Below are 20,734 nucleotides of genomic sequence, written 5' to 3' on the forward strand. Positions count from 1 at the left end.
CTTCAGGCGCAAAAGCGCTTCTGCTAGGGGAGTTTAGACCGGTGGATCCCGTGACGGGGGCTGGGCCGGAGACCACGGAACTCACATGCTTGATCTCGCAATCGTAGGCGGCGGCCCCGGGGGGCTGATGAGCGCCTGGTATCTGAAGCGCAAGCTTGGCGATCTCTGCCGCGTGACCATCTACGAGGCCTCCGACCGGCTCGGCGGCAAGATCGTCACGCGCAAGTTCGATTCGGCGCCTGCGATGTACGAGGCCGGCGTTGCCGAGATCTACGATTACTCGATGACCGGGCCCGATCCACTGCGCGAGCTGGTTCAGCATTTCGGGCTGCAGACCATTCCGATGGATGCCGAGCAGGTCCAGTTCGGCGGCGAACTCCTGAGCGACGTGTCCGGCATGCGCCGCAAATACGGCGCCAAGACCGCGGCGGCGATCGAGGCGTTCCGCAACCGCTGCGCCGAGGCGATGTCGCCGATCGAATATTACGAGGGCGTCGGCGCGCACGACAACGAGAATCCCTGGGCCTTCAAGACCGCCGAGCAGGTGCTCGACGAGGAGGTCGAGGACGAGACGGCGAAGCGCTTCTTCAAGGTGATGGCGCGCTCCGACATCGCGACCGAGAGCCACAACACCAACGGCCTCAACGCGCTCAAGAACTATCTGATGGACGTCGACGGCTATATTGGCCTCTATTCCATCCAGAACGGCAACGAGCAGCTGATCGAATGCCTCCAGTCGGAGGTCAACGCCGACATCCAGCTCAATCACCGCGTGCTCACGGTGGGCAAGGCGCCGACCGGCCGCTACCAGCTCAAGATGATGAACGGCAAGGGACCGGAGACCCGCGATTTCGATCTGGTGCTGGTCTGCCTGCCACATTCCTGGCTCGCCACCGTCGGCTGGGAAGGCGAGCAGCTGCGGAAGTCGATGGTGAAGCACGTCTCCTATTTCGATCGCCCGGCGCATTACCTGCGCGTCTCGATCCTGTTCGACACACCGTTCTGGGGTGAGAAGATTTCGGGCGCCTGGTTCATGTCGGAAGCCTTCGGCGGCTGCTGCGTCTACAACGAGGGCGCGCGCCACGACGTCGGCAAGCACGGAGTGCTGAACTGGCTTATTCCCGGCTCCGACGCGCTGGCCTTTGCCAATCTGTCGGACCAGGAGCTGATCGATGCCGCGCTGAAGTCGCTGCCAGCTTCGCTCGGCGATGCGCGTTCGCATCTCATGGAAGGCAAGATCCACCGCTGGCTGTCGTCAGTGAATGCGATTCCGGGCGGTCTGCCCGTGCGTGACGTCATGACCAATCACCGGCCGGAACCAAAGGAGCATCCGGGCATCGTGGTGGTCGGCGACTATCTGTTCGACTCGACGCTGAACGGCCTGCTCGACTCCTCGGACGCGGCGACCGACATCATCCTGACCGAGATGATGCGCCTGCGCCGCCAGCGCGCGCAGGATGGCGAGCCGGTCTCCGACAAGATCGACCGCGACTATTTCGAGAACTATCGCGGCCTCGGTCCCTATCACGAGGCATGGCGCCACTTCACCGACCCCGATTATCTCACCAAGCTGCTCGGCATCGTCTGGGGCAAGACCAAGGGCGCCAAGCTGCTCGTGGCAGGCTCGGCCAGCGGCGAGCTGGTCGGCGCGCTGCGCGAGCGCGGCATCGATGCCTTCGGCATCGAGAACAACCGTGCCATCCACGCCAGGACGCCGAAGGCGCTGAAGAAGTACAACAAGCTCGGCTCGATCACCGACATGCCGTTCAAGGACGGCGCGTTCGACTTCGTGTTCGAAACCAGCCTCTGCCACGTTTCCCCGAAGCAGGTGGTTCGCGCGATCAAGGAGCTGAACCGTGTGGTCAAGACCGGCCTGGTGTTCGGTTCGATCACCTCGGACATGGCTCCGGCTCTGATTGATCGTTTCGACCTCCTGCGCGGGGTCAAGAAGCTCGGCACCTGGTGGGAATGGTCCGAGCTGTTCTTCGGCAACGGTTTCGACCTCTCGATGCACCGCAAGGATTGCACCGATGCGCTCTGGGAGGCGACGCTCGCCGCCAACAAGGGCCCGGGGCAGTGGTACGCCGACGCGGACAGCCTGCGCTATTCCTTCTTCGACAAGGTCGAGGACGAGGACGAGGATTAGCCGCTTGGCGCGAAGGTCTTCGCCAATTGTTTTGCCGAATTCATCTTGATCGCATAGAATCGGTGCAATAGCGGTTACCGCTATTTCCTGCTTTCTCTGCGGTCATGCCGGCCGTCAGCATCGGTTGGTTTCATGGCGTCCAAGCCCCTCCCGCCCGACAAACAGAAGCTCGTCGCCAATGAGGCGGCCGAGCTAGACGACAAGCTCGCCGCTGCCGCCAAGCCGGACCTCAAAGACGACGAGGACGACGAAGAGGAGGCCGATGAGGGGGTGGAACTTGACGACGAGGATGAGGATGAGGACCTCGTCGTCTTTACCGCGCGCGAGGCCGCCGGGGCGCTCGCGACCATCGTCGGGTTCGTCAAACCCCATCTGACGAACTACAAGCGGATGCTGTCATTCGTGGCGTTTGGCGTCTTCGTCGAGACGCTGTTCAACGTCATCATGCCACTCAGCCTCAAGTTCCTGATCGACGATGCGCTCGGCGAGGAGGACTTCCAGGCGCTGTACAATATCCTCGGCGTGCTCGCCGTCGCCGGCATCTTCACCTCGATTGTCGCCGTCTGGTACGAGCGCTGGGATGCGCGGTTGGCTGCCTGTATCATCTCCGACGTCCGCAAACGCCTGTTCGAGCACGTCCAGGACCTGCCGGCGGCCTATTTCGGCCGCACCAAGCGCGGCGAGATTCTGTCGCGCTTCTCAGTCGATCTCTCGGCCTTCGAAGGCTCGGTCAAGACTTTCGCCAACAGTGCCGCGCTGCCGTTTCTGGAATTGATCGCCGGCATCATCCTGATGGTGTTCCTGAACTGGCAGCTCGCGGTGGTGGCGCTGCTGGTGTTTCCGATCACGCTGATTGGTCCGCGCATGCTCACGCCGAAGGCGGTGCAGGCCAATTACGAGCAAAAGCTCAACGAGAGCGCGCTGCTCGGCATGGTGCAGGAAAACGTCGCGGCGCAGGCGGTGATCAAGGCGTTCAGCCTGCAACGCCGGATGTTCGGCTTCTTCACCTTCCGCAATGACGAGACCCGCCGGAAGATGGCCTCTGCCGCGTTCCTCTCCACCATGGTGGAGCGGACGGTCACCATCTCAGTGTTGCTGCTGCACATCGTGGTGCTCGCGATCGGCGCCTATCTCGCAACCAAGGGGCAGATCACCATCGGCACCTTCGTGACCTTCGAGAGCGCGTTCTGGGAGGTCTCCTACAACATCGCTCATGTCATGCACTTCGTTCCGGTGTCGATCTCCTCGGCTGCCGCGATCCGCCACATCCAGGAGCTGCTCGATGAACCGACACGCAGCGCCGATCGGCCCGGCGCGCCCGATCTGCCTCGTGTCACCCACGACATCACCTTTGATCGCGTGACGTTCCAGTACGAAGGCAGCCAGATGCCGGTGCTCGACAATCTCAGCCTCAAGCTTGACGTCGGCAAGCGTATCGCCATCGTCGGCCCCTCGGGCTCGGGCAAGAGCACGCTGCTCAATCTGATCCTGCGGCTCTACGTGCCGGACGAAGGGCGCGTCACCATCGACGGCGTCGACGTCCGCAAGGTGACGCTGGACTCGCTACGCCGGAGCATGGCGGTGGTGTTCCAGGAGAACATGCTGTTCAACATGTCGATCCGCGAGAATATCCGGCTCGGCAAGGAGGGTGCGAGCGACGAGGAGGTGGAGGACGCCGCCAAGAAGGCCGAGATCCACCGCTACATCATGAGCCTGCCGCAGCGATACGACACGCCGGTCGGCGAGCGCGGCGACACCCTGTCGGGCGGCCAGCGCCAGCGCATCGCGATCGCGCGCGCGATCATCCGCAACCCCTCGGTGCTGCTGCTGGACGAAGCCACCTCGGCGCTGGACCAGACCACGGAAGCTGCGATCAACCGGACGCTGCTCAAGGTCGCCAAGGGCCGCACCATGATCTGGTCGACCCACCGCCTGACCTCGGTTGTCGAGATGGACGAAATCATCGTGATTTCCGCGGGCAGGGCGATCGAACGCGGCTCGCATGCCCAGCTGCTCGCCAAGAACGGCACCTATCGCAAGCTGTGGAACGACCAGATCCATCAACCTCATGGCGCGGCGGCTCACGTCGGCGACGGCCGAGACGATGATGAGGAAGACGACCTCGAGGATGATGAGGACGAGGACGGGGAGGAGTGACCGGGGCCGCACCGATTCTGTGATTCCCGTCATCGGTGTCACTCGATCTGCACGCGACGATGCGTTCTTCGATTCGAAAACCCGGTCGGATAACTCTCATGCGGATTGATTAGGACCTCGAAAAGTCCCTCGGCCGACATCGCCGGCCTCGGTCAATCCGGACAATTTTCCGGCCATTATGATGAAGGCTCCGGCGCCGATGGCTGCCCAAAGTGAACAGATTAATGCCTGACGAGCAAAAAAAGCTTGCCGAGGGTCATAAAAGTACCTTTCGCCCGGGTATAAATAGTCGGCGGGCTGGCCAAAGGGAGGCCGCGGGCCCATATCGGGGTGACGCGGTGAGAGCCGCAAACAGCGATTTTGACAGGCCCCTGAGCGCTTTGTGACTGTCGTTTCGCCTTGACTTGATCGACTCTCACTTATAGAAAGCGCCTCACTTAACGACAGGCGGTGAGCATCGCCAGCGTCGGAACGGGCCACCCGTTAGATCCCCAAGAACTAGATCCACAAGGACTAGATCCACAAGGATCGCTCAAGGCGGGCACCAACCTCGACGAATGCCGCTCAAACGCTGTCGATCATAGCTAGGCAATGCCAGTGCGACTTTAGTTCTCTTGAGCCCGTTCTCTTGAGATCGAAATCGGATGCATGACCTCAGTGCGCGGGCCGCGGCTTAATGCTGAGCGGTCTCGATACTGCGGTCCTCTGTGGCGTCGAAGCGCTTTCCGCTCGTTGATGGAGCGGTTGGCGCGATTTCGCTTTGTGCGGATTGTTCCGCGAAAGGCGACCTCGTCGAGCAGGTAGCTCGAAAGAATTTGCAGTCCCGGCAACGGGCTGCGGCAAGACAGCGGATCCGGAAGGGTCTGCACAGAACAAAGGGTAAGGCCAGGATGCCGACGATCAACCAGCTGATCGCTCAACCGCGTGAAGTGCAGAAGTCGCGCAAGAAGGTGCCGGCGCTGCAGCAGTCGCCGCAGAAGCGCGGTGTTTGCACGCGCGTCTACACCACGACCCCGAAGAAGCCGAACTCGGCGCTTCGTAAGGTCGCCAAGGTGCGCCTGACCAACGGCTTCGAGGTGATCGGCTACATCCCCGGCGAGGGCCATAACCTCCAGGAGCACTCGGTGGTCATGATCCGCGGCGGTCGCGTCAAGGATTTGCCCGGCGTGCGCTACCACATCCTCCGCGGCGTTCTGGATACCCAGGGCGTCAAGAACCGTAAGCAGCGTCGTTCGAAGTACGGCGCGAAGCGTCCGAAGTAAGCGGGAACCAGGTCCATGTCTCGTCGCCACTCAGCGGAAAAGCGCGAAGTCCTTCCCGATCCGAAGTTCGGGAACATCATCGTCACGAAGTTCATGAACTCGGTGATGTACGCCGGCAAGAAGTCGGTTGCGGAAGGCATCGTCTACGGTGCGTTCGGTATCATCGAAACCAAGACCAAGCAGAACCCGCTCGGCGTGTTCGAGCAGGCACTCGAGAACGTCATGCCGACGATCGAAGTGCGCTCCCGCCGCGTCGGCGGCGCGACCTACCAGGTCCCGGTCGAGGTTCGTTCGACCCGCCGCCAGGCGCTGGGCATCCGCTGGCTGATCTCCGCTGCGCGCGATCGCAACGAGAAGACCATGACCGAGCGGCTGTCGGCGGAACTCCTGGACGCGTCGAACAACCGTGGCAACGCCGTCAAGAAGCGCGAAGACGTGCACCGGATGGCGGAAGCCAACCGCGCCTTCTCGCACTATCGCTGGTAACGGCGAAACACGGAATCTAAGGAACACTCCATGCCCCGCGTTCATGCCATAGAGAATTACCGCAACTTCGGTATCATGGCGCATATCGATGCCGGCAAGACGACGACGACCGAGCGCATCCTCTATTACACCGGCAAGAGCCACAAGATCGGCGAAGTGCACGAAGGTGCCGCGACGATGGACTGGATGGAGCAGGAGCAGGAGCGTGGCATCACGATCACCTCGGCTGCCACCACCGCGTTCTGGGCCGGCAAGCGTCTGAACATCATCGACACCCCCGGCCACGTCGACTTCACCATCGAAGTCGAGCGTTCGCTGCGCGTGCTCGACGGCGCCGTTTGCGTGCTCGACTCCAACCAGGGTGTCGAGCCTCAGACCGAGACCGTCTGGCGCCAGGGCGACAAGTACAAGGTTCCGCGCATCGTCTTCGCCAACAAGATGGACAAGACCGGCGCCGACTTCTTCAAGTGCCTGGCCGACATCGTCGACCGCCTCGGCGCCAAGCCGATCGCGATCCAGCTTCCGATCGGCGCCGAGAACAACTTCAAGGGTCTCGTCGACCTCGTGAAGATGCAGGGCATCATCTGGAACGATGAATCGCTTGGCGCGAAGTTCGACTATGTCGACATTCCCGAGGATCTCGTCGAGCAGGCCAAGGAATATCGCGAGAAGATGGTGGAAGCCGCCGTCGAGCTCGACGACGACGCCATGGCGGCCTATCTCGACGGCAAGGAGCCGGACGAAGAGACGCTGAAGCGGCTGATCCGCAAGGCGGTTCTGACCGGCGCGTTCTATCCCGTGCTGTGCGGTTCGGCCTTCAAGAACAAGGGCGTTCAGCCGCTGCTCGACGCCGTCGTCGACTATCTGCCGTCGCCGGTCGACGTGCCCGCGATCAAGGGCACCGACGACCGCGGCAACGAGGTCGTGCGCAAGGCGGACGACAAGGAGCCGCTCGCGCTGCTCGCGTTCAAGATCATGGACGACCCGTTCGTCGGCACCATCACCTTCTGCCGCATCTACTCCGGCGTTCTGCAGAGCGGCACCGGCGTCGTGAACTCGACCCGCGAGAAGAAGGAGCGCATTGGGCGCATGCTCTTGATGCATGCGAACAACCGCGAAGACATCAAGGAAGCCTATGCCGGCGACATCGTCGCGCTGGCCGGCCTGAAGGAAGCGCGCACCGGTGACACGCTGTGCGATCCCGACAAGCAGGTGATCCTGGAGAAGATGGAATTCCCCGAGCCGGTCATCGAGATCGCGATCGAGCCGAAGTCCAAGGCCGACCAGGAAAAGCTGGGCGTGGCGCTAGCCAAGCTCGCCGCGGAGGATCCGTCCTTCCGCGTGTCGACCGACCAGGAGTCCGGCCAGACCATCCTCAAGGGCATGGGCGAACTCCATCTCGACATCAAGGTCGACATCCTCCGCCGCACTTACAAGGTCGACGCCAACATCGGCGCTCCGCAGGTTGCGTTCCGTGAGCGCGTCACCAAGAAGGCCGAGGTCAAGTACACCCACAAGAAGCAGACCGGCGGTACCGGTCAGTTCGCGGAAGTCACGATCGTGGTCGAGCCCAACGAGCCCGGCAAGGGCTACGAGTTCGAGTCCAAGATCGTCGGTGGTGCGGTTCCGAAGGAATACATCCCCGGCGTCGAAAAGGGCCTCAACAGCGTGATGAGCTCTGGCGTGGTTGCGGGCTTCCCCGTGGTCGACGTCAAGGTTCAGCTCGTCGACGGCAAGTATCACGACGTCGACTCGTCGGCGCTCGCCTTCGAAATCGCAGCGCGCGCGGCATTCCGCGAAGCCTTGCAGAAGGGCAAGTCCGTCCTGCTCGAGCCGATCATGAAGGTCGAAGTGGTGACCCCGGAAGACTACACCGGCTCGGTCATCGGCGACCTGAATTCCCGGCGCGGTCAGATCCAGGGTCAAGATATGCGCGGCAACGCCAACGTCATCAACGCGATGGTGCCGCTCATGAACATGTTCGGTTACGTGAATAACCTGCGCTCGATGAGCCAGGGTCGCGCAACCTTCACCATGCAGTTCGACCACTACGCAGAAGCGCCGGCCAATGTGTCGGCAGAAGTCCAGAAGAAGTTTGCCTGATTGTCGTCGGTCACGAACTGACGATTGAACGGAGAGTCAAATGGCCAAAGCAAAGTTTGAACGTAACAAGCCGCACTGCAACATCGGCACCATCGGTCACGTCGACCATGGCAAGACGTCGCTGACCGCGGCGATCACCAAGGTTCTCGCCGAAGCCGGCGGCGCGACGTTCACCGCGTACGACCAGATCGACAAGGCGCCGGAAGAGAAGGCGCGCGGCATCACGATCTCGACCGCGCACGTCGAGTACGAGACCAAGAACCGCCACTACGCGCACGTCGACTGCCCCGGCCACGCCGACTACGTGAAGAACATGATCACCGGCGCTGCCCAGATGGACGGTGCGATCCTGGTCGTGTCGGCCGCTGACGGTCCGATGCCGCAGACCCGCGAGCACATCCTGCTCGCCCGCCAGGTCGGCGTTCCCGCGCTCGTCGTGTTCCTGAACAAGTGCGACATGGTCGATGATCCCGAACTGCTCGAGCTCGTCGAGCTCGAAGTTCGCGAGCTGCTCTCGAAGTACGACTTCCCGGGCGACAAGATTCCGATCATCAAGGGCTCGGCGCTCGCCGCTCTCGAAGATTCCGACAAGAAGCTCGGTCACGAGGCTATTCTCGAGCTGATGAAGAACGTCGACGAGTACATCCCGCAGCCGGAGCGTCCGATCGACCAGCCGTTCCTGATGCCGGTTGAAGACGTGTTCTCGATCTCGGGCCGCGGCACCGTCGTGACCGGCCGTGTCGAGCGCGGCATCGTCAAGGTCGGCGAGGAAATCGAGATCGTCGGTCTGCGTGCGACCCAGAAGACGACCGTCACCGGCGTCGAAATGTTCCGCAAGCTGCTCGACCAGGGCCAGGCCGGCGACAACATCGGTGCGCTGCTCCGCGGCACCAAGCGCGAAGACGTCGAGCGTGGTCAGGTGCTGTGCAAGCCGGGTTCGGTCAAGCCGCACACCAAGTTCAAGGCTGAGGCTTACATCCTCACCAAGGAAGAGGGCGGTCGCCATACCCCGTTCTTCACCAACTACCGTCCGCAGTTCTACTTCCGCACCACCGACGTGACCGGTGTCGTGCATCTGCCGGAAGGCACCGAGATGGTGATGCCGGGCGACAACATCGCGATGGAAGTGCACCTGATCGTGCCGATCGCGATGGAAGAGAAGCTCCGTTTCGCGATCCGCGAAGGTGGCCGCACCGTCGGCGCCGGCGTCGTCGCCTCGATCATCGAGTAATTACGAGAATAGGGATCGGCGAGTAGCGAATGGTGTCATTCGCTATTCGCTATTCGCCACCCAACGAAGAGAGACCACGGCAATGAACGGCCAAAACATTCGTATCCGTCTCAAGGCGTTCGACCATCGTATCCTCGATACGTCGACCCGCGAGATCGTGAACACGGCGAAGCGCACCGGCGCGCAGGTCCGCGGACCCATTCCGCTGCCCACCCGCATCGAGAAGTTCACCGTCAACCGTTCGCCCCACGTCGACAAGAAGAGCCGCGAGCAGTTCGAGATGCGCACTCACAAGCGCCTGCTCGACATCGTCGATCCGACCCCGCAGACCGTCGATGCTTTGATGAAGCTCGATCTGGCCGCCGGTGTCGACGTCGAGATCAAGCTCTAAGATTTTTGGATCCCGTTCGCGCGAGCGGACAGAAAGAACAGGAAGCAAGCCGATGCGCTCCGGAGTGATCGCACAAAAGGTCGGGATGACGCGGGTCTTTACAGAGGCCGGCGAGCATATCCCCGTGACCGTGCTGAAGCTCGGCAATTGCCAGGTCGTAGGCCACCGCACCGAAGAGAAGAACGGTTACGTCGCGCTCCAGCTTGGTTCTGGCAGCCGCAAGACCGTTTACATGCCCAAGGCGGAGCGCGGCCAGTTCGCGGTCGCCAAGGTCGAGCCGAAGCGGCAGGTCGAGGAATTCCGCGTCACCGCGGATGCCATGATCCCGGTCGGTGCCGAGATTCTCGCCGACCACTTCGTCGTCGGCCAGTTCGTCGACGTCACCGGCACCTCGGTCGGTAAGGGCTTCGCCGGCGGTATGAAGCGCTGGAACTTCGGCGGCCTGCGCGCCACCCACGGCGTCTCGGTCTCGCACCGCTCGATCGGTTCGACCGGTGGCCGTCAGGACCCCGGCAAGACCTGGAAGAACAAGAAGATGCCCGGCCACATGGGTGTCGACCGCATCACCACGCTCAACCTTCGCGTCGTTCAGCTCGATGTCGAGCGCGGCCTGATCCTCGTCGAAGGCGCCGTTCCCGGCTCCAAGGGCGGCTGGATTCGCGTGCGCGACGCCGTCAAGAAGCCGCTGCCGAAGGAAGCTCCGAAGCCCGGCAAGTTCAAGGTTGCGGGCGGCGAAGCCGAGGCTGCGGCCCAGCAGGAGGGTGCGTGAGATGGAATTGAAAGTCACCACCCTCGAAGGTAAGGAAGCCGGCTCGGTCCAGCTGTCCGACACCATTTTCGGCCTCGAGCCGCGCCAGGACATCATTGCACGTTGCGTGCAGTGGCAGCTCAACAAGCGCCAGGCCGGCACGCACAAGGCCAAGGGCCGCGCCGAGATCTGGCGCACCGGCAAGAAGATGTACAAGCAGAAGGGCACCGGCGGTGCTCGTCATGGCTCGGCCCGCGTGCCGCAGTTCCGCGGCGGTGGACGTGCCTTCGGCCCGGTGGTGCGTTCGCACGCCACCGACCTGCCGAAGAAGGTCCGCGCGCTCGCACTGAAGCATGCGCTCTCGGCCAAGGCCAAGGACGGCAATCTCGTCGTGATCGACAAGGCCGCGCTGGAAGCCGCCAAGACCAAGGCGCTGCTCGGTCACTTCTCGGGTCTGGGCCTGACCAACGCCCTGATCATCGACGGCGCCGAACTCAACAACGGCTTCGCCGCTGCGGCTCGCAACATCCCGAACATGGACGTGCTGCCGATCCAGGGCATCAACGTCTACGACATCCTGCGCCGTCAGAAGCTCGTTCTGACCAAGGCTGCCATCGATGCGCTGGAGGCGCGCTTCAAATGACGAAGAACATCGAGGCTCGCCACTACGACGTGATCGTGTCGCCGGTCGTGACCGAAAAGGCGACGATCGCCTCCGAGCACAACAAGGTGCTGTTCAAGGTGGCCGCCAAGGCGACCAAGCCGCAGATCAAGGAAGCGATCGAGAAGCTGTTCGACGTCAAGGTCAAGAGCGTCAACACGCTGGTCCGGAAGGGCAAGACCAAGATCTTCCGCGGCAATCTCGGCTCGCAGTCGAACACCAAGCGCGCGATCGTGACCCTCGAAGAGGGCCACCGGATCGACGTCACCACCGGTCTGTAAGGTCGTACGACGATGGCACTGAAGACATTCAATCCTACGACGCCGGGCCAGCGCCAGCTGGTCATGGTCGATCGTTCGGCCCTCTACAAGGGCAAGCCGGTCAAGGCGCTCACCGAGGGCAAGCACTCCTCGGGCGGCCGCAACAACACCGGTCGCATCACCGTGCGCTTCCGCGGCGGCGGTCACAAGCAGACGCTGCGCATCGTGGATTTCAAGCGCGAGAAGATCGACGTCCCCGCGACGGTCGAGCGTCTCGAGTATGATCCGAACCGCACCGGCTTTATCGCGCTGATCAAGTATCAGGACGGCGAGCAGGCCTACATCCTGGCGCCGCAGCGCCTGGCCGTGGGCGACACCATCATCGCCGGCAACTACGTCGACGTGAAGCCGGGCAACGTCATGCCGCTCGGCAACATGCCGGTCGGCACGATCATCCACAACATCGAGGTCAAGATCGGGAAGGGCGGCCAGCTCGCCCGTTCCGCGGGGACCTACGCCCAGCTCGTCGGCCGCGACCAGGACTACGTGATCATCCGCCTGAACTCGGGCGAGCAGCGCCTGGTGCACGGCCGTTGCCGCGGCACGATCGGCGCGGTGTCGAACCCGGATCACATGAACACCTCGATCGGCAAGGCTGGCCGTAACCGTTGGCTTGGCCGCAAGCCGCATAACCGCGGTGTCTCGATGAACCCGATCGACCATCCGCACGGCGGTGGTGAAGGTCGTACCTCGGGCGGTCGCCACCCGGTCACCCCGTGGGGCAAGCCGACCAAGGGCAAGAAGACCCGCACCAACAAGTCGACCAACAAATTCATTCTCCTAAGCCGCCACAAGCGGAAGAAGTAAGGAACGCCGGACATGGTTCGTTCAGTCTGGAAAGGCCCGTTCGTCGAGGGTTCTCTGCTCAAGAAGGCAGATGCCGCCCGCGCGTCCGGCCGTCACGACGTCATCAAGATCTGGAGCCGTCGTTCGACGATCCTGCCGCAGTTCGTCGGCCTGACCTTCGGCGTCTACAACGGTCAGAAGCACGTGCCGGTGGCCGTCAACGAGGAAATGGTCGGTCACAAGTTCGGCGAGTTTTCGCCGACCCGGACCTTCCATGGCCACTCCGGCGACAAGAAAGCCAAGAAGGCTTGAGGATTAAACGATGAGCAAACCTAAGCGCGAACGGAGCCTCGCCGAGAACGAGGCCAAGGCGGTCGCCCGGATGCTGCGGGTGAGCCCGCAGAAGCTCAACCTGGTCGCCCAGCTCATTCGCGGCCGGAAAGCCGCTGCTGCGCTCGCCGATCTGCAGTTTTCGCGCAAGCGGATCGCGGTCGACGTGAAGAAGTGCCTGGAATCGGCTATCGCCAATGCCGAGAACAACCACGACCTCGACGTCGACGATCTCGTCGTGGCGCAGGCCTTCGTCGGCAACGGTCTCGTGATGAAGCGCTTCGCCGCTCGCGGCCGTGGCCGCTCGGGCCGTGTCTACAAACCATTTTCGCAGCTGACGATCATCGTTCGTCAGGTCGAAGCCGAAGCAGCCGCTTAAGGGCGCAGGAGAACACGATGGGTCAAAAGATCAATCCGATCGGTCTGCGTCTCGGCATCAACCGCACCTGGGATTCCCGCTGGTTCGCGGGCAAGCAGGAATACGGCAAGCTGCTGCACGAGGACGTCAAGATCCGTGAGATCCTGCACAAGGAGCTCAAGCAGGCGGCCGTCGCCCGCATCGTGATCGAGCGTCCGCACAAGAAGTGCCGCGTCACCATCCACTCGGCCCGCCCGGGCGTGGTGATCGGCAAGAAGGGCGCGGACATCGACAAGCTGCGCAAGAAGGTCGCGGACATCACCTCGTCCGACGTCGTCATCAACATCGTCGAAATCCGCAAGCCGGAGCTTGATGCGACGCTGGTGGCCGAGTCGATCGCGCAGCAGCTGGAGCGCCGCGTGGCGTTCCGCCGCGCCATGAAGCGCGCCGTGCAATCGGCGATGCGTCTCGGCGCGGAAGGCATCCGCATCAACTGCTCGGGTCGTCTGGGCGGTGCGGAAATCGCCCGCATGGAGTGGTATCGCGAAGGTCGCGTGCCGCTGCACACGCTGCGCGCCGACATCGACTACGGCGTTGCGACCGCGTTCACGACCTTCGGCACCTGCGGCGTCAAGGTCTGGATCTTCAAGGGCGAGATCCTCGAACACGATCCGATGGCCCAGGACAAGAGAATGGCCGAAGGCGAGACCAGCGGTGGTGGTGATCGCGGTGGTCGTGGGCGCCGTGACAACGCTGCGGCCTGATCCGCACTGAGAATTTGAGGGCTTGAAGCCATGATGCAACCTAAGAAAACGAAGTTCCGGAAGGCGCATAAGGGCCGTATCCACGGCGTTGCGTCGTCGGGCGCGACGTTGGCGTTCGGCCAGTTCGGCCTGAAGGCGACCGAGCCTGAGCGCGTCACCGCGCGCCAGATCGAAGCCGCTCGCCGCGCGCTGACCCGCCACATGAAGCGCGCTGGCCGCGTCTGGATCCGCGTGTTCCCCGACGTTCCGGTGTCGAAGAAGCCGGCCGAAGTCCGCATGGGCTCCGGCAAGGGTTCGCCGGAATTGTGGGTCGCGCGCGTCAAGCCGGGCCGGGTGCTGTTCGAGATCGACGGCGTTAACACCCAGACGGCTCGCGAGGCGCTGACCCTGGCGGCCGCCAAGCTGCCGATCAAGACGCGCTTCGTCGAGCGCATTGCGGAGTAATGGCCATGGTCCAGATGAAGATCGAAGACATCCGCGCGATGAGCCCTGACCAGCAGGATGACGCCGTCCTGAACCTGAAGAAGGAGCGCTTCAACCTGCGCTTCCAGCGCGCCACCGGGCAGCTCGAGAACACCTCGCGCCTGCGCGAGGCCCGCCGTGACATCGCCCGGATCAAGACCGTCGCCGCGCAGACGCGCGCGAAGAAGAAGTAAGAGGCTTACGAAGATGCCGAAACGTACTTTGCAGGGCGTGGTCGTCAGCGACAAGCAAGCCAAGACCATCGTGGTGCGCGTTGATCGCCGCTTCACGCACCCGATCTACAAGAAGACGATCCGCCGTTCGAAGAACTACCACGCGCACGACGAGAGCAACGAGTTCAAGCCGGGCGACATGGTGTGGATCGAGGAATCGAAGCCGATTTCGAAGTTAAAGCGCTGGGTCGTGATCCGGGGCGAACACAAGAAAAGCGCCTGATCTGTTGGCTTTAGCCGACTGACTTCAGGGAAATGTTGAGCGCCGGCTGGGCTGGCGCAAATAGAAGAGGACGAGGTGCATCAATGATTCAGATGCAGACCAACCTCGACGTGGCCGATAATTCTGGCGCACGCCGTGTCATGTGTATCAAGGTGCTCGGGGGCTCCAAGCGCCGCTACGCCACGATCGGCGACATCATCGTCGTTTCGATCAAGGAAGCGATTCCGCGTGGCAAGGTGAAGAAGGGCGACGTGATGAAGGCCGTCGTGGTGCGCGTCCGCAAGGACATTCGCCGCGCCGACGGTTCGGTCATCCGCTTCGACCGCAACGCCGCCGTCCTGATCAACAACCAGTCCGAGCCGGTCGGCACCCGTATCTTCGGGCCCGTGCCGCGCGAGCTGCGCGCGAAGAACCACATGAAGATCATCTCTCTCGCGCCGGAGGTGCTGTAATGGCTGCGAAGATCCGCAAGGGCGACAAGGTCGTCGTGCTGACCGGTCGCGACAAGGGCCGCACCGGCGAAGTGTTCGAAGTGCGTCCGGACGCCGGCACGGCGCTCGTGCGCGGCATCAACATGGTCAAGCGTCACCAGAAGCAGACGCAGGCCCAGGAGGGCGGCATCATCTCGAAGGAGTCGCCGATCCAACTGTCCAACATCGCGTATGTCGGCAAGGACGGAAAGCCGACCCGCGTGGGATTCAAGATTCTGGCGGACGGCAAGAAAGTCCGCATCGCCAAGAGCTCGGGAGCTGAGATCGATGGCTGAGGCCGCTTACACGCCGCGCCTGCGCGCGGAATACGATGCGAAGATCCGCACGGCGATGACCGAGAAGTTCGGTTATGAGAACGTCATGCAGGTTCCGCGCCTGGACAAGGTCGTGCTGAACATGGGCGTTGGCGATTCCGTCAACGACCGCAAGAAGGCCGAAACCGCCGCCGCCGAGCTGACCCAGATCGCCGGCCAGAAGGCGATCGTGACCTATTCGCGTGTCGCGATCGCGACCTTCAAGCTGCGCGAGAACCAGCCGATCGGCTGCAAGGTCACGCTGCGCAAGTCGCACATGTACGAGTTCATCGATCGCCTGGTGACGGTCGCACTGCCGCGCGTCCGCGACTTCCGCGGCCTGAACCCGAAGAGCTTCGACGGCCGCGGCAACTACTCGCTCGGCATCAAGGAGCACATCATTTTCCCCGAGATCGACTTCGACAAGGTCTCGGAAGCCCGCGGCATGGACATCACCGTCTGCACCACGGCCAAGACCGACGACGAGGCGAGGGCCTTGTTGACCGCTTTCAATTTCCCGTTCCGGCAGTGAGACGCTGACCTAAAGCCTCTCAAACGCGGATACCCAGGAGCCAAGCATGGCAAAGAAGAGTTCAGTCGAGAAGAACAACCGGCGCAAGCGGATGGCGAAGAACGCCGCCCCGAAGCGCGAGCGGTTGAAGGCGATCATCGCGGACAGGAAGCTGCCGATGGAGGAGCGGTTCGCCGCCACCCTGAAGCTCGCGGAAATGCCGCGTAATTCGTCGGCGACCCGCATCCGCCTGCGTTGCGAGCTGTCGGGCCGCCCGCGCTCGAACTACCGCAAGAACAAGCTGTCCCGTATCGCGCTGCGCGAACTTGGCTCCAAGGGCATGGTCCCGGGCCTCGTGAAGTCCAGCTGGTAAGGAGGGTCGTTTAGATGTCTACGCACGATCCAATCAGCGATCTGATCACCCGTATCCGCAACGCGCAGATGCGCTCCAAGAACAAGGTCTCCACGCCTGGCTCGAAGATGCGCGAGAACGTGCTCGAGGTCCTCAAGAGCGAGGGCTACATCCGCGGTTACGCCACGCTCGAGCATTCCTCCGGCCGCAGCGAGATCGAGATCGAGCTGAAGTATTTCGACGGCGAGCCCGTCATCCGCGAGATCGAACGTGTCTCCAAGCCCGGGCGTCGCGTTTACGCCTCGGTGAAGAACCTGCCGCGTGTGAACAACGGACTCGGCATTTCCGTGTTGTCGACGCCGAAGGGAATCATGGCCGACCACAGTGCGCGTGAAGCGAACGTGGGCGGCGAAGTTCTCTTCACGGTGTTCTGAGAAGGATTTTTGATCCATGTCACGAGTTGGCAAAAGGCCTGTTCCGGTTCCGTCGGGTGTGACCGCGACCGTCGATGGGCAGACCGTCAAGATGAAGGGTCCGAAGGGCCAGCTTCAGTTCGTCGTCCATGACGACGTCGAGGTGAAGCTCGAGAATGGCCAGGTGAAGGTGAACCCGCGGGTCGAGACCAACCGCGCGCGCGCGCTGTACGGTACCGCTCGCGCCCAGGTCGCGAATCTGGTCGAAGGCGTCACCAAGGGCTTCGAGAAGAAGCTCGAAATCACCGGCGTCGGTTACCGCGCCGCGATGCAGGGCAAGAACCTGCAGCTCGCGCTCGGCTACAGCCACGACGTGGTCTACGCGATCCCGGAAGGGATCACGATCACCGTGCCAAAGCCGACCGAGATCACGGTGACAGGCAGCGACATCCAGCGTGTCGGCCAGGTCGCCGCCGAGATTCGCTCCTATCGTCCGCCGGAGCCCTACAAGGGCAAGGGCGTGAAGTATGTTGGCGAATTCATCTTCCGCAAGGAAGGCAAGAAGAAGTAACGGAGCCGGTCATGTCGAAAGCCAAGGTTACGAATGCCCGGCGCAAGCGGAGTGTGCGGCTGAAGTTGCGCCGCTCCGGTGGTGGTCGTCCGCGTCTGTCGGTGTTCCGCTCGTCCAAGCACATCTACGCCCAGGTCATCGACGACCTCAAGGGCGAGACGCTGGCCTCTGCGTCGTCACTCGAGAAGTCGATGCGCGACGGCGGCAAGTCCGGCGCCGACATCGATGCGGCGAAGGCGGTCGGCAAGCTGCTGGCCGAGCGCGCCGCCGAGAAGGGCGTCAAGGAAGTCGTGTTCGATCGCGGCAGCTACCTCTATCACGGGCGCGTCAAGGCTCTTGCCGATGCAGCGCGTGAGAGCGGGCTGAGCTTCTAACAGAATTTAAGGATTGAGGCGTAAGCCTCTGAAGGATTGGAAAAATGGCAGAACGCGAACAACGTGGTGGACGCGATCAACGCGGCGGACGTGACCGCCAGCAGCGCGAGGAGCGCGACAGCGAGTTCGTCGACAAGCTGGTCCACATCAATCGCGTGGCCAAGGTCGTCAAGGGCGGTAAGCGCTTCGGTTTCGCCGCGCTGGTCGTGATCGGCGATCAGAAGGGCCGCGCCGGCTTCGGTCACGGCAAGGCGCGCGAAGTGCCTGAAGCGATCCGCAAGGCCACCGAATCCGCCAAGCGCAACCTGACCCGCGTCTCGCTGCGCGAGGGCCGCACGCTCCATCACGACATCGCTGGCCGTCATGGCGCGGGCCGTGTCTACCTGCGTGCAGCTCCCGCCGGTACCGGGATCATCGCCGGCGGTCCCATGCGCGCCGTGTTCGAGACGCTCGGCGTCCAGGACGTGGTGGCGAAGTCGATCGGCTCGTCGAACCCGTACAACATGGTGCGCGCGACCTTTGACGCGCTGAAGCACCAGGATTCGCCGCGTTCGGTCGCTGCCCGCCGCAACATCAAGGTGTCCACCCTCCAGTCTCGCCGTATCGGCGGCGACGCCGAGGCGGCTGCCGAATAACGGAAGCTTTTCGGAGTAGACTCCCATGGCCAAGAGTGCCGTTACGACCGCAAAGACGATCAAGCTCGAGCAGACCGGCAGCGCGATCCGCCGCCATCACTCGCAGCGCTCGACGCTGATCGGGCTCAAGCTCAACAAGATCGGCCGCACCAGCGAACTGCCGGACACCCCGGCGGTCCGCGGCATGATCGAGAAGGTTCACCATCTCGTCCGCATCGTCGACGAGAAGTAAGCAAAGGCACATGATCCCGAAGAGCGGGCACCGTTTTTCGGCGAAGATCATGCGCAAGACACAAGGAGAAGGGCGATGAAGCTCAGCGATATCGCCGACAACGCCGGCTCGCGCAAGAAGCGTATGCGCGTCGGCCGCGGCATCGGTTCGGGCAAGGGCAAGCAGTCCGGCCGCGGCGGCAAGGGCCAGACCGCGCGTTCGGGCGTGCGCATCAAGGGTTTCGAAGGCGGTCAGATGCCGATGCATCGCCGTCTCCCCAAGCGCGGCTTCAACAACATCTTCCGCATCGAGTTCGCCGAGATCAATCTCGACCGGCTCCAGGAAGCGGTCGATGCCAAGAAGATCGACGCCGGCAGCGTCGTGAACGTGGAGACCCTGGTGAAGGGCGGCGTGCTGCGCCGCACCAAGGGCGGCCTGCGGCTGCTCGGCCGTGGCGAGCTCAAGTCCAAGCTCAACATCGAAGTGCACGGCGCCAGCAAGACCGCGATCGCCGCGGTCGAGAAGGCCGGCGGTTCGGTGAAGATCCTCGCCCCTGCCAAGGAAGAAGGCGAGGCGGCGTAACAACTGCGTCATTGGCCCGCGGCTCGCGGGCCTTTACGCATGCGAGACGTGGACTTATCGATGCCGAGCCCCAGATAATGTCCGGCGTCCGCGAGAGTAGCCCGGCCGCGGGCATGACGGCGCAATAGGCGGCGGGAGAAAGTCCAAGATGGCCTCTGCAGCGGAACAACTGGCAGCCAATCTCAATTTCGGTGCGTTTGCCAAGGCTGACGAACTGAAGAAGCGCATCTGGTTCACCCTGGGTGCGCTGCTCGTTTATCGGCTCGGGACCTATATCCCGCTCCCCGGCATCGATCCCAACATCTGGGAGCAGGTGTTCCGTTCCCAGGCGGGCGGCATCCTCGGCATGTTCAACATGTTCGCCGGCGGCGGCATCCACCGCATGGCGATCTTTGCGCTAAACATCATGCCGTATATCTCGGCATCGATCATCATCCAGCTCCTCACCACCGTCTCGCCGCAACTCGAGGCGCTGAAGAAGGAAGGCGAGTCCGGCCGCAAGCTGCTCAACCAGTACACCCGCTATCTCACCGTGATCCTCGCCGCGTTCCAGTCCTACGGCATCGCGGTGGGTCTCGAGGGCGCCGGCAACGTCGTCAGCGACCCCGGTCTGTTCTTCCGCCTGTCCACCGCGATCACGCTGACCGGCGGCACCATGTTCCTGATGTGGCTGGGCGAGCAGATCACCTCGCGCGGCATCGGCAACGGCATCTCGCTGATCATTCTCGCCGGCATCGTCGCCGAGCTGCCCGCCGCGCTCGCCAACATGCTCGAGCTCGGCCGTCAGGGCGCGATGTCGACCGGCCTGATTCTGGTCGTCATCGTCATGGCGGTCGCCGTGATCGCCTTCATCGTGTTCATGGAGCGCGCGCAGCGCCGCCTCTTGATCCAATATCCGAAGCGTCAGGTCGGCAACAAGATGTTCGAGGGCCAGTCCTCGCATCTGCCGCTGAAGCTCAACACCTCGGGCGTGATCCCGCCGATCTTCGCGTCCTCGCTGCTGCTGCTGCCGACCACGGTCGCCAACTTCAATGCGGGCAGTGGACCGGAATGGTTCCAGTGGATCACCACCCAGCTCGGCCACGGCCGTCCGCTGTTCCTGATCATGTATCTGGCGCTGATCGTGTTTTTCGCGTTCTTCTACACCGCGATCGTGTTCAACCCGACCGAGACCGCGGACAATCTGAAGAAGCACGGCGGCTTCATTCCAGGCATCCGCCCCGGCGAGCGCACCGCCGAATATATCGACTACGTGCTCTCGCGCGTCACCGTGTTAGGTGCGGTCTATCTGGCGATCGTATGCTTGATCCCGGAGATCCTGATCTCCTACGCCTCGGTGCCGTTCTACTTCGGCGGCACCTCGCTGCTGATCGTCGTCAGCGTCACCATGGACACGGTGTCGCAGGTGCAGGGCTATCTGCTGGCACACCAGTACGAAGGCCTGATCCGCAAGTCGAAGCTGCGCGGCCGCCGTAGATGAGCAGGGAGTTCGCGCGCCGGATCGCTTCACGATTGGCGCGCCGCTCCTTTTCAGGCCCGGCACCCAGATCCCGATCGCGGGATTGGTTATCTTCGACTATTCGCCGACGCTCGACCTCGTCTCCCGGCTCTGATCTTTGCACTCGGCCTCATTCCCTATC

The 20,734-nt window shown here is 62.8% G+C and carries 28 protein-coding genes; all 28 read left to right on the forward strand.

The features are described from left to right. The first annotated feature begins 85 nt into the window (after positions 1–85). Positions 86–2,146, forward strand: coding sequence for an FAD-dependent oxidoreductase (locus IVB28_RS12265; RefSeq protein ID WP_247526450.1), 2,061 nt, complete (start codon positions 86–88; stop codon positions 2,144–2,146). A gap of 132 nt (positions 2,147–2,278) precedes the next feature. Then, on the forward strand, positions 2,279–4,303 hold the full coding sequence (locus IVB28_RS12270) for an ABC transporter ATP-binding protein (protein ID WP_247526451.1): 2,025 nt from the start codon (positions 2,279–2,281) through the stop codon (positions 4,301–4,303). Positions 4,304–5,193: 890 nt separating this feature from the next. After that, entirely contained in the window at positions 5,194–5,565 is a 372-nt protein-coding gene (rpsL, locus tag IVB28_RS12275; RefSeq protein ID WP_007603006.1) for a 30S ribosomal protein S12, read from the forward strand. 15 nt (positions 5,566–5,580) lie between these two features. Further along, complete coding sequence (gene rpsG, locus IVB28_RS12280) at positions 5,581–6,051, forward strand: 30S ribosomal protein S7 (RefSeq protein WP_018322260.1); 471 nt, start codon at positions 5,581–5,583, stop codon at positions 6,049–6,051. Positions 6,052–6,081: 30 nt separating this feature from the next. Beyond that, complete coding sequence (gene fusA, locus IVB28_RS12285; RefSeq protein WP_247526452.1) at positions 6,082–8,154, forward strand: elongation factor G; 2,073 nt, start codon at positions 6,082–6,084, stop codon at positions 8,152–8,154. A 40-nt stretch (positions 8,155–8,194) separates the two neighbouring features. Further along, a complete protein-coding gene (gene tuf, locus IVB28_RS12290; RefSeq protein ID WP_247526453.1) occupies positions 8,195–9,385 on the forward strand; it encodes an elongation factor Tu in 1,191 nt (396 codons plus the stop codon). 82 nt (positions 9,386–9,467) lie between these two features. Next, complete coding sequence (rpsJ, locus tag IVB28_RS12295) at positions 9,468–9,776, forward strand: 30S ribosomal protein S10 (RefSeq protein ID WP_002712302.1); 309 nt, start codon at positions 9,468–9,470, stop codon at positions 9,774–9,776. A gap of 52 nt (positions 9,777–9,828) precedes the next feature. After that, a complete protein-coding gene (gene rplC / locus IVB28_RS12300; protein ID WP_028141005.1) occupies positions 9,829–10,545 on the forward strand; it encodes a 50S ribosomal protein L3 in 717 nt (238 codons plus the stop codon). 1 nt (position 10,546) lies between these two features. Then, the gene (gene rplD, locus IVB28_RS12305; protein ID WP_247526454.1) at positions 10,547–11,167 is read left to right on the forward strand and encodes a 50S ribosomal protein L4; all 621 of its coding nucleotides are present in this window, start codon (positions 10,547–10,549) and stop codon (positions 11,165–11,167) included. After that, on the forward strand, positions 11,164–11,466 hold the full coding sequence (locus IVB28_RS12310; RefSeq protein WP_194402791.1) for a 50S ribosomal protein L23: 303 nt from the start codon (positions 11,164–11,166) through the stop codon (positions 11,464–11,466). The genes rplD and IVB28_RS12310 overlap by 4 nt, the downstream gene beginning before the upstream one ends. Before the next feature lie 12 nt (positions 11,467–11,478). Then, positions 11,479–12,312: a 50S ribosomal protein L2 gene (rplB, locus tag IVB28_RS12315; protein WP_247526455.1), complete on the forward strand. Its 834-nt coding sequence runs from the start codon at positions 11,479–11,481 to the stop codon at positions 12,310–12,312. Positions 12,313–12,324: 12 nt separating this feature from the next. Beyond that, positions 12,325–12,603 (forward strand): 30S ribosomal protein S19, encoded by a 279-nt coding sequence (gene rpsS / locus IVB28_RS12320; protein WP_008136357.1) that lies wholly within the window; start codon positions 12,325–12,327, stop codon positions 12,601–12,603. A gap of 10 nt (positions 12,604–12,613) precedes the next feature. Then, a complete protein-coding gene (rplV, locus tag IVB28_RS12325; protein WP_008136353.1) occupies positions 12,614–13,000 on the forward strand; it encodes a 50S ribosomal protein L22 in 387 nt (128 codons plus the stop codon). Positions 13,001–13,017: 17 nt separating this feature from the next. Further along, on the forward strand, positions 13,018–13,743 hold the full coding sequence (rpsC, locus tag IVB28_RS12330; RefSeq protein WP_129268065.1) for a 30S ribosomal protein S3: 726 nt from the start codon (positions 13,018–13,020) through the stop codon (positions 13,741–13,743). Between the two features lie 30 nt (positions 13,744–13,773). Continuing rightward, positions 13,774–14,187, forward strand: a complete 414-nt coding sequence (gene rplP, locus IVB28_RS12335) for a 50S ribosomal protein L16 (protein ID WP_008136349.1) — start codon at positions 13,774–13,776, stop codon at positions 14,185–14,187. 5 nt (positions 14,188–14,192) lie between these two features. After that, entirely contained in the window at positions 14,193–14,399 is a 207-nt protein-coding gene (rpmC, locus tag IVB28_RS12340) for a 50S ribosomal protein L29 (RefSeq protein ID WP_247526456.1), read from the forward strand. A 13-nt stretch (positions 14,400–14,412) separates the two neighbouring features. Continuing rightward, complete coding sequence (gene rpsQ, locus IVB28_RS12345) at positions 14,413–14,661, forward strand: 30S ribosomal protein S17 (RefSeq protein WP_007603028.1); 249 nt, start codon at positions 14,413–14,415, stop codon at positions 14,659–14,661. Between the two features lie 83 nt (positions 14,662–14,744). Further along, positions 14,745–15,113, forward strand: coding sequence for a 50S ribosomal protein L14 (gene rplN, locus IVB28_RS12350; protein ID WP_007603030.1), 369 nt, complete (start codon positions 14,745–14,747; stop codon positions 15,111–15,113). After that, entirely contained in the window at positions 15,113–15,427 is a 315-nt protein-coding gene (gene rplX / locus IVB28_RS12355) for a 50S ribosomal protein L24 (RefSeq protein WP_007603031.1), read from the forward strand. Before rplN ends, rplX begins: the two co-directional genes overlap by 1 nt. Beyond that, positions 15,420–15,977, forward strand: coding sequence for a 50S ribosomal protein L5 (gene rplE / locus IVB28_RS12360; protein WP_247526457.1), 558 nt, complete (start codon positions 15,420–15,422; stop codon positions 15,975–15,977). Before rplX ends, rplE begins: the two co-directional genes overlap by 8 nt. Before the next feature lie 46 nt (positions 15,978–16,023). Continuing rightward, complete coding sequence (gene rpsN, locus IVB28_RS12365; protein ID WP_247526458.1) at positions 16,024–16,329, forward strand: 30S ribosomal protein S14; 306 nt, start codon at positions 16,024–16,026, stop codon at positions 16,327–16,329. A gap of 14 nt (positions 16,330–16,343) precedes the next feature. Further along, the gene (gene rpsH / locus IVB28_RS12370; protein WP_007603034.1) at positions 16,344–16,742 is read left to right on the forward strand and encodes a 30S ribosomal protein S8; all 399 of its coding nucleotides are present in this window, start codon (positions 16,344–16,346) and stop codon (positions 16,740–16,742) included. A gap of 16 nt (positions 16,743–16,758) precedes the next feature. Next, positions 16,759–17,292, forward strand: coding sequence for a 50S ribosomal protein L6 (rplF, locus tag IVB28_RS12375; protein ID WP_008136336.1), 534 nt, complete (start codon positions 16,759–16,761; stop codon positions 17,290–17,292). A gap of 11 nt (positions 17,293–17,303) precedes the next feature. Next, positions 17,304–17,666 carry a 50S ribosomal protein L18 gene (rplR, locus tag IVB28_RS12380; protein ID WP_247526459.1) on the forward strand — a complete coding sequence of 121 codons (363 nt, stop codon included), beginning with the start codon at positions 17,304–17,306 and terminating at the stop codon, positions 17,664–17,666. Positions 17,667–17,710: 44 nt separating this feature from the next. Further along, positions 17,711–18,301, forward strand: coding sequence for a 30S ribosomal protein S5 (gene rpsE / locus IVB28_RS12385; protein ID WP_247526460.1), 591 nt, complete (start codon positions 17,711–17,713; stop codon positions 18,299–18,301). Positions 18,302–18,326: 25 nt separating this feature from the next. Further along, positions 18,327–18,533, forward strand: a complete 207-nt coding sequence (gene rpmD / locus IVB28_RS12390; RefSeq protein WP_212248998.1) for a 50S ribosomal protein L30 — start codon at positions 18,327–18,329, stop codon at positions 18,531–18,533. A 75-nt stretch (positions 18,534–18,608) separates the two neighbouring features. Then, positions 18,609–19,094 (forward strand): 50S ribosomal protein L15, encoded by a 486-nt coding sequence (gene rplO / locus IVB28_RS12395; protein WP_247526461.1) that lies wholly within the window; start codon positions 18,609–18,611, stop codon positions 19,092–19,094. Positions 19,095–19,242: 148 nt separating this feature from the next. After that, the gene (gene secY, locus IVB28_RS12400; RefSeq protein ID WP_247526462.1) at positions 19,243–20,574 is read left to right on the forward strand and encodes a preprotein translocase subunit SecY; all 1,332 of its coding nucleotides are present in this window, start codon (positions 19,243–19,245) and stop codon (positions 20,572–20,574) included. The last annotated feature ends 160 nt before the right edge of the window (positions 20,575–20,734 follow it).

The sequence above is a fragment of the Bradyrhizobium sp. 199 genome (genome assembly GCF_023073355.1).
In the GTDB taxonomy this organism is placed as follows: Bacteria; Pseudomonadota; Alphaproteobacteria; order Rhizobiales; family Xanthobacteraceae; genus Bradyrhizobium.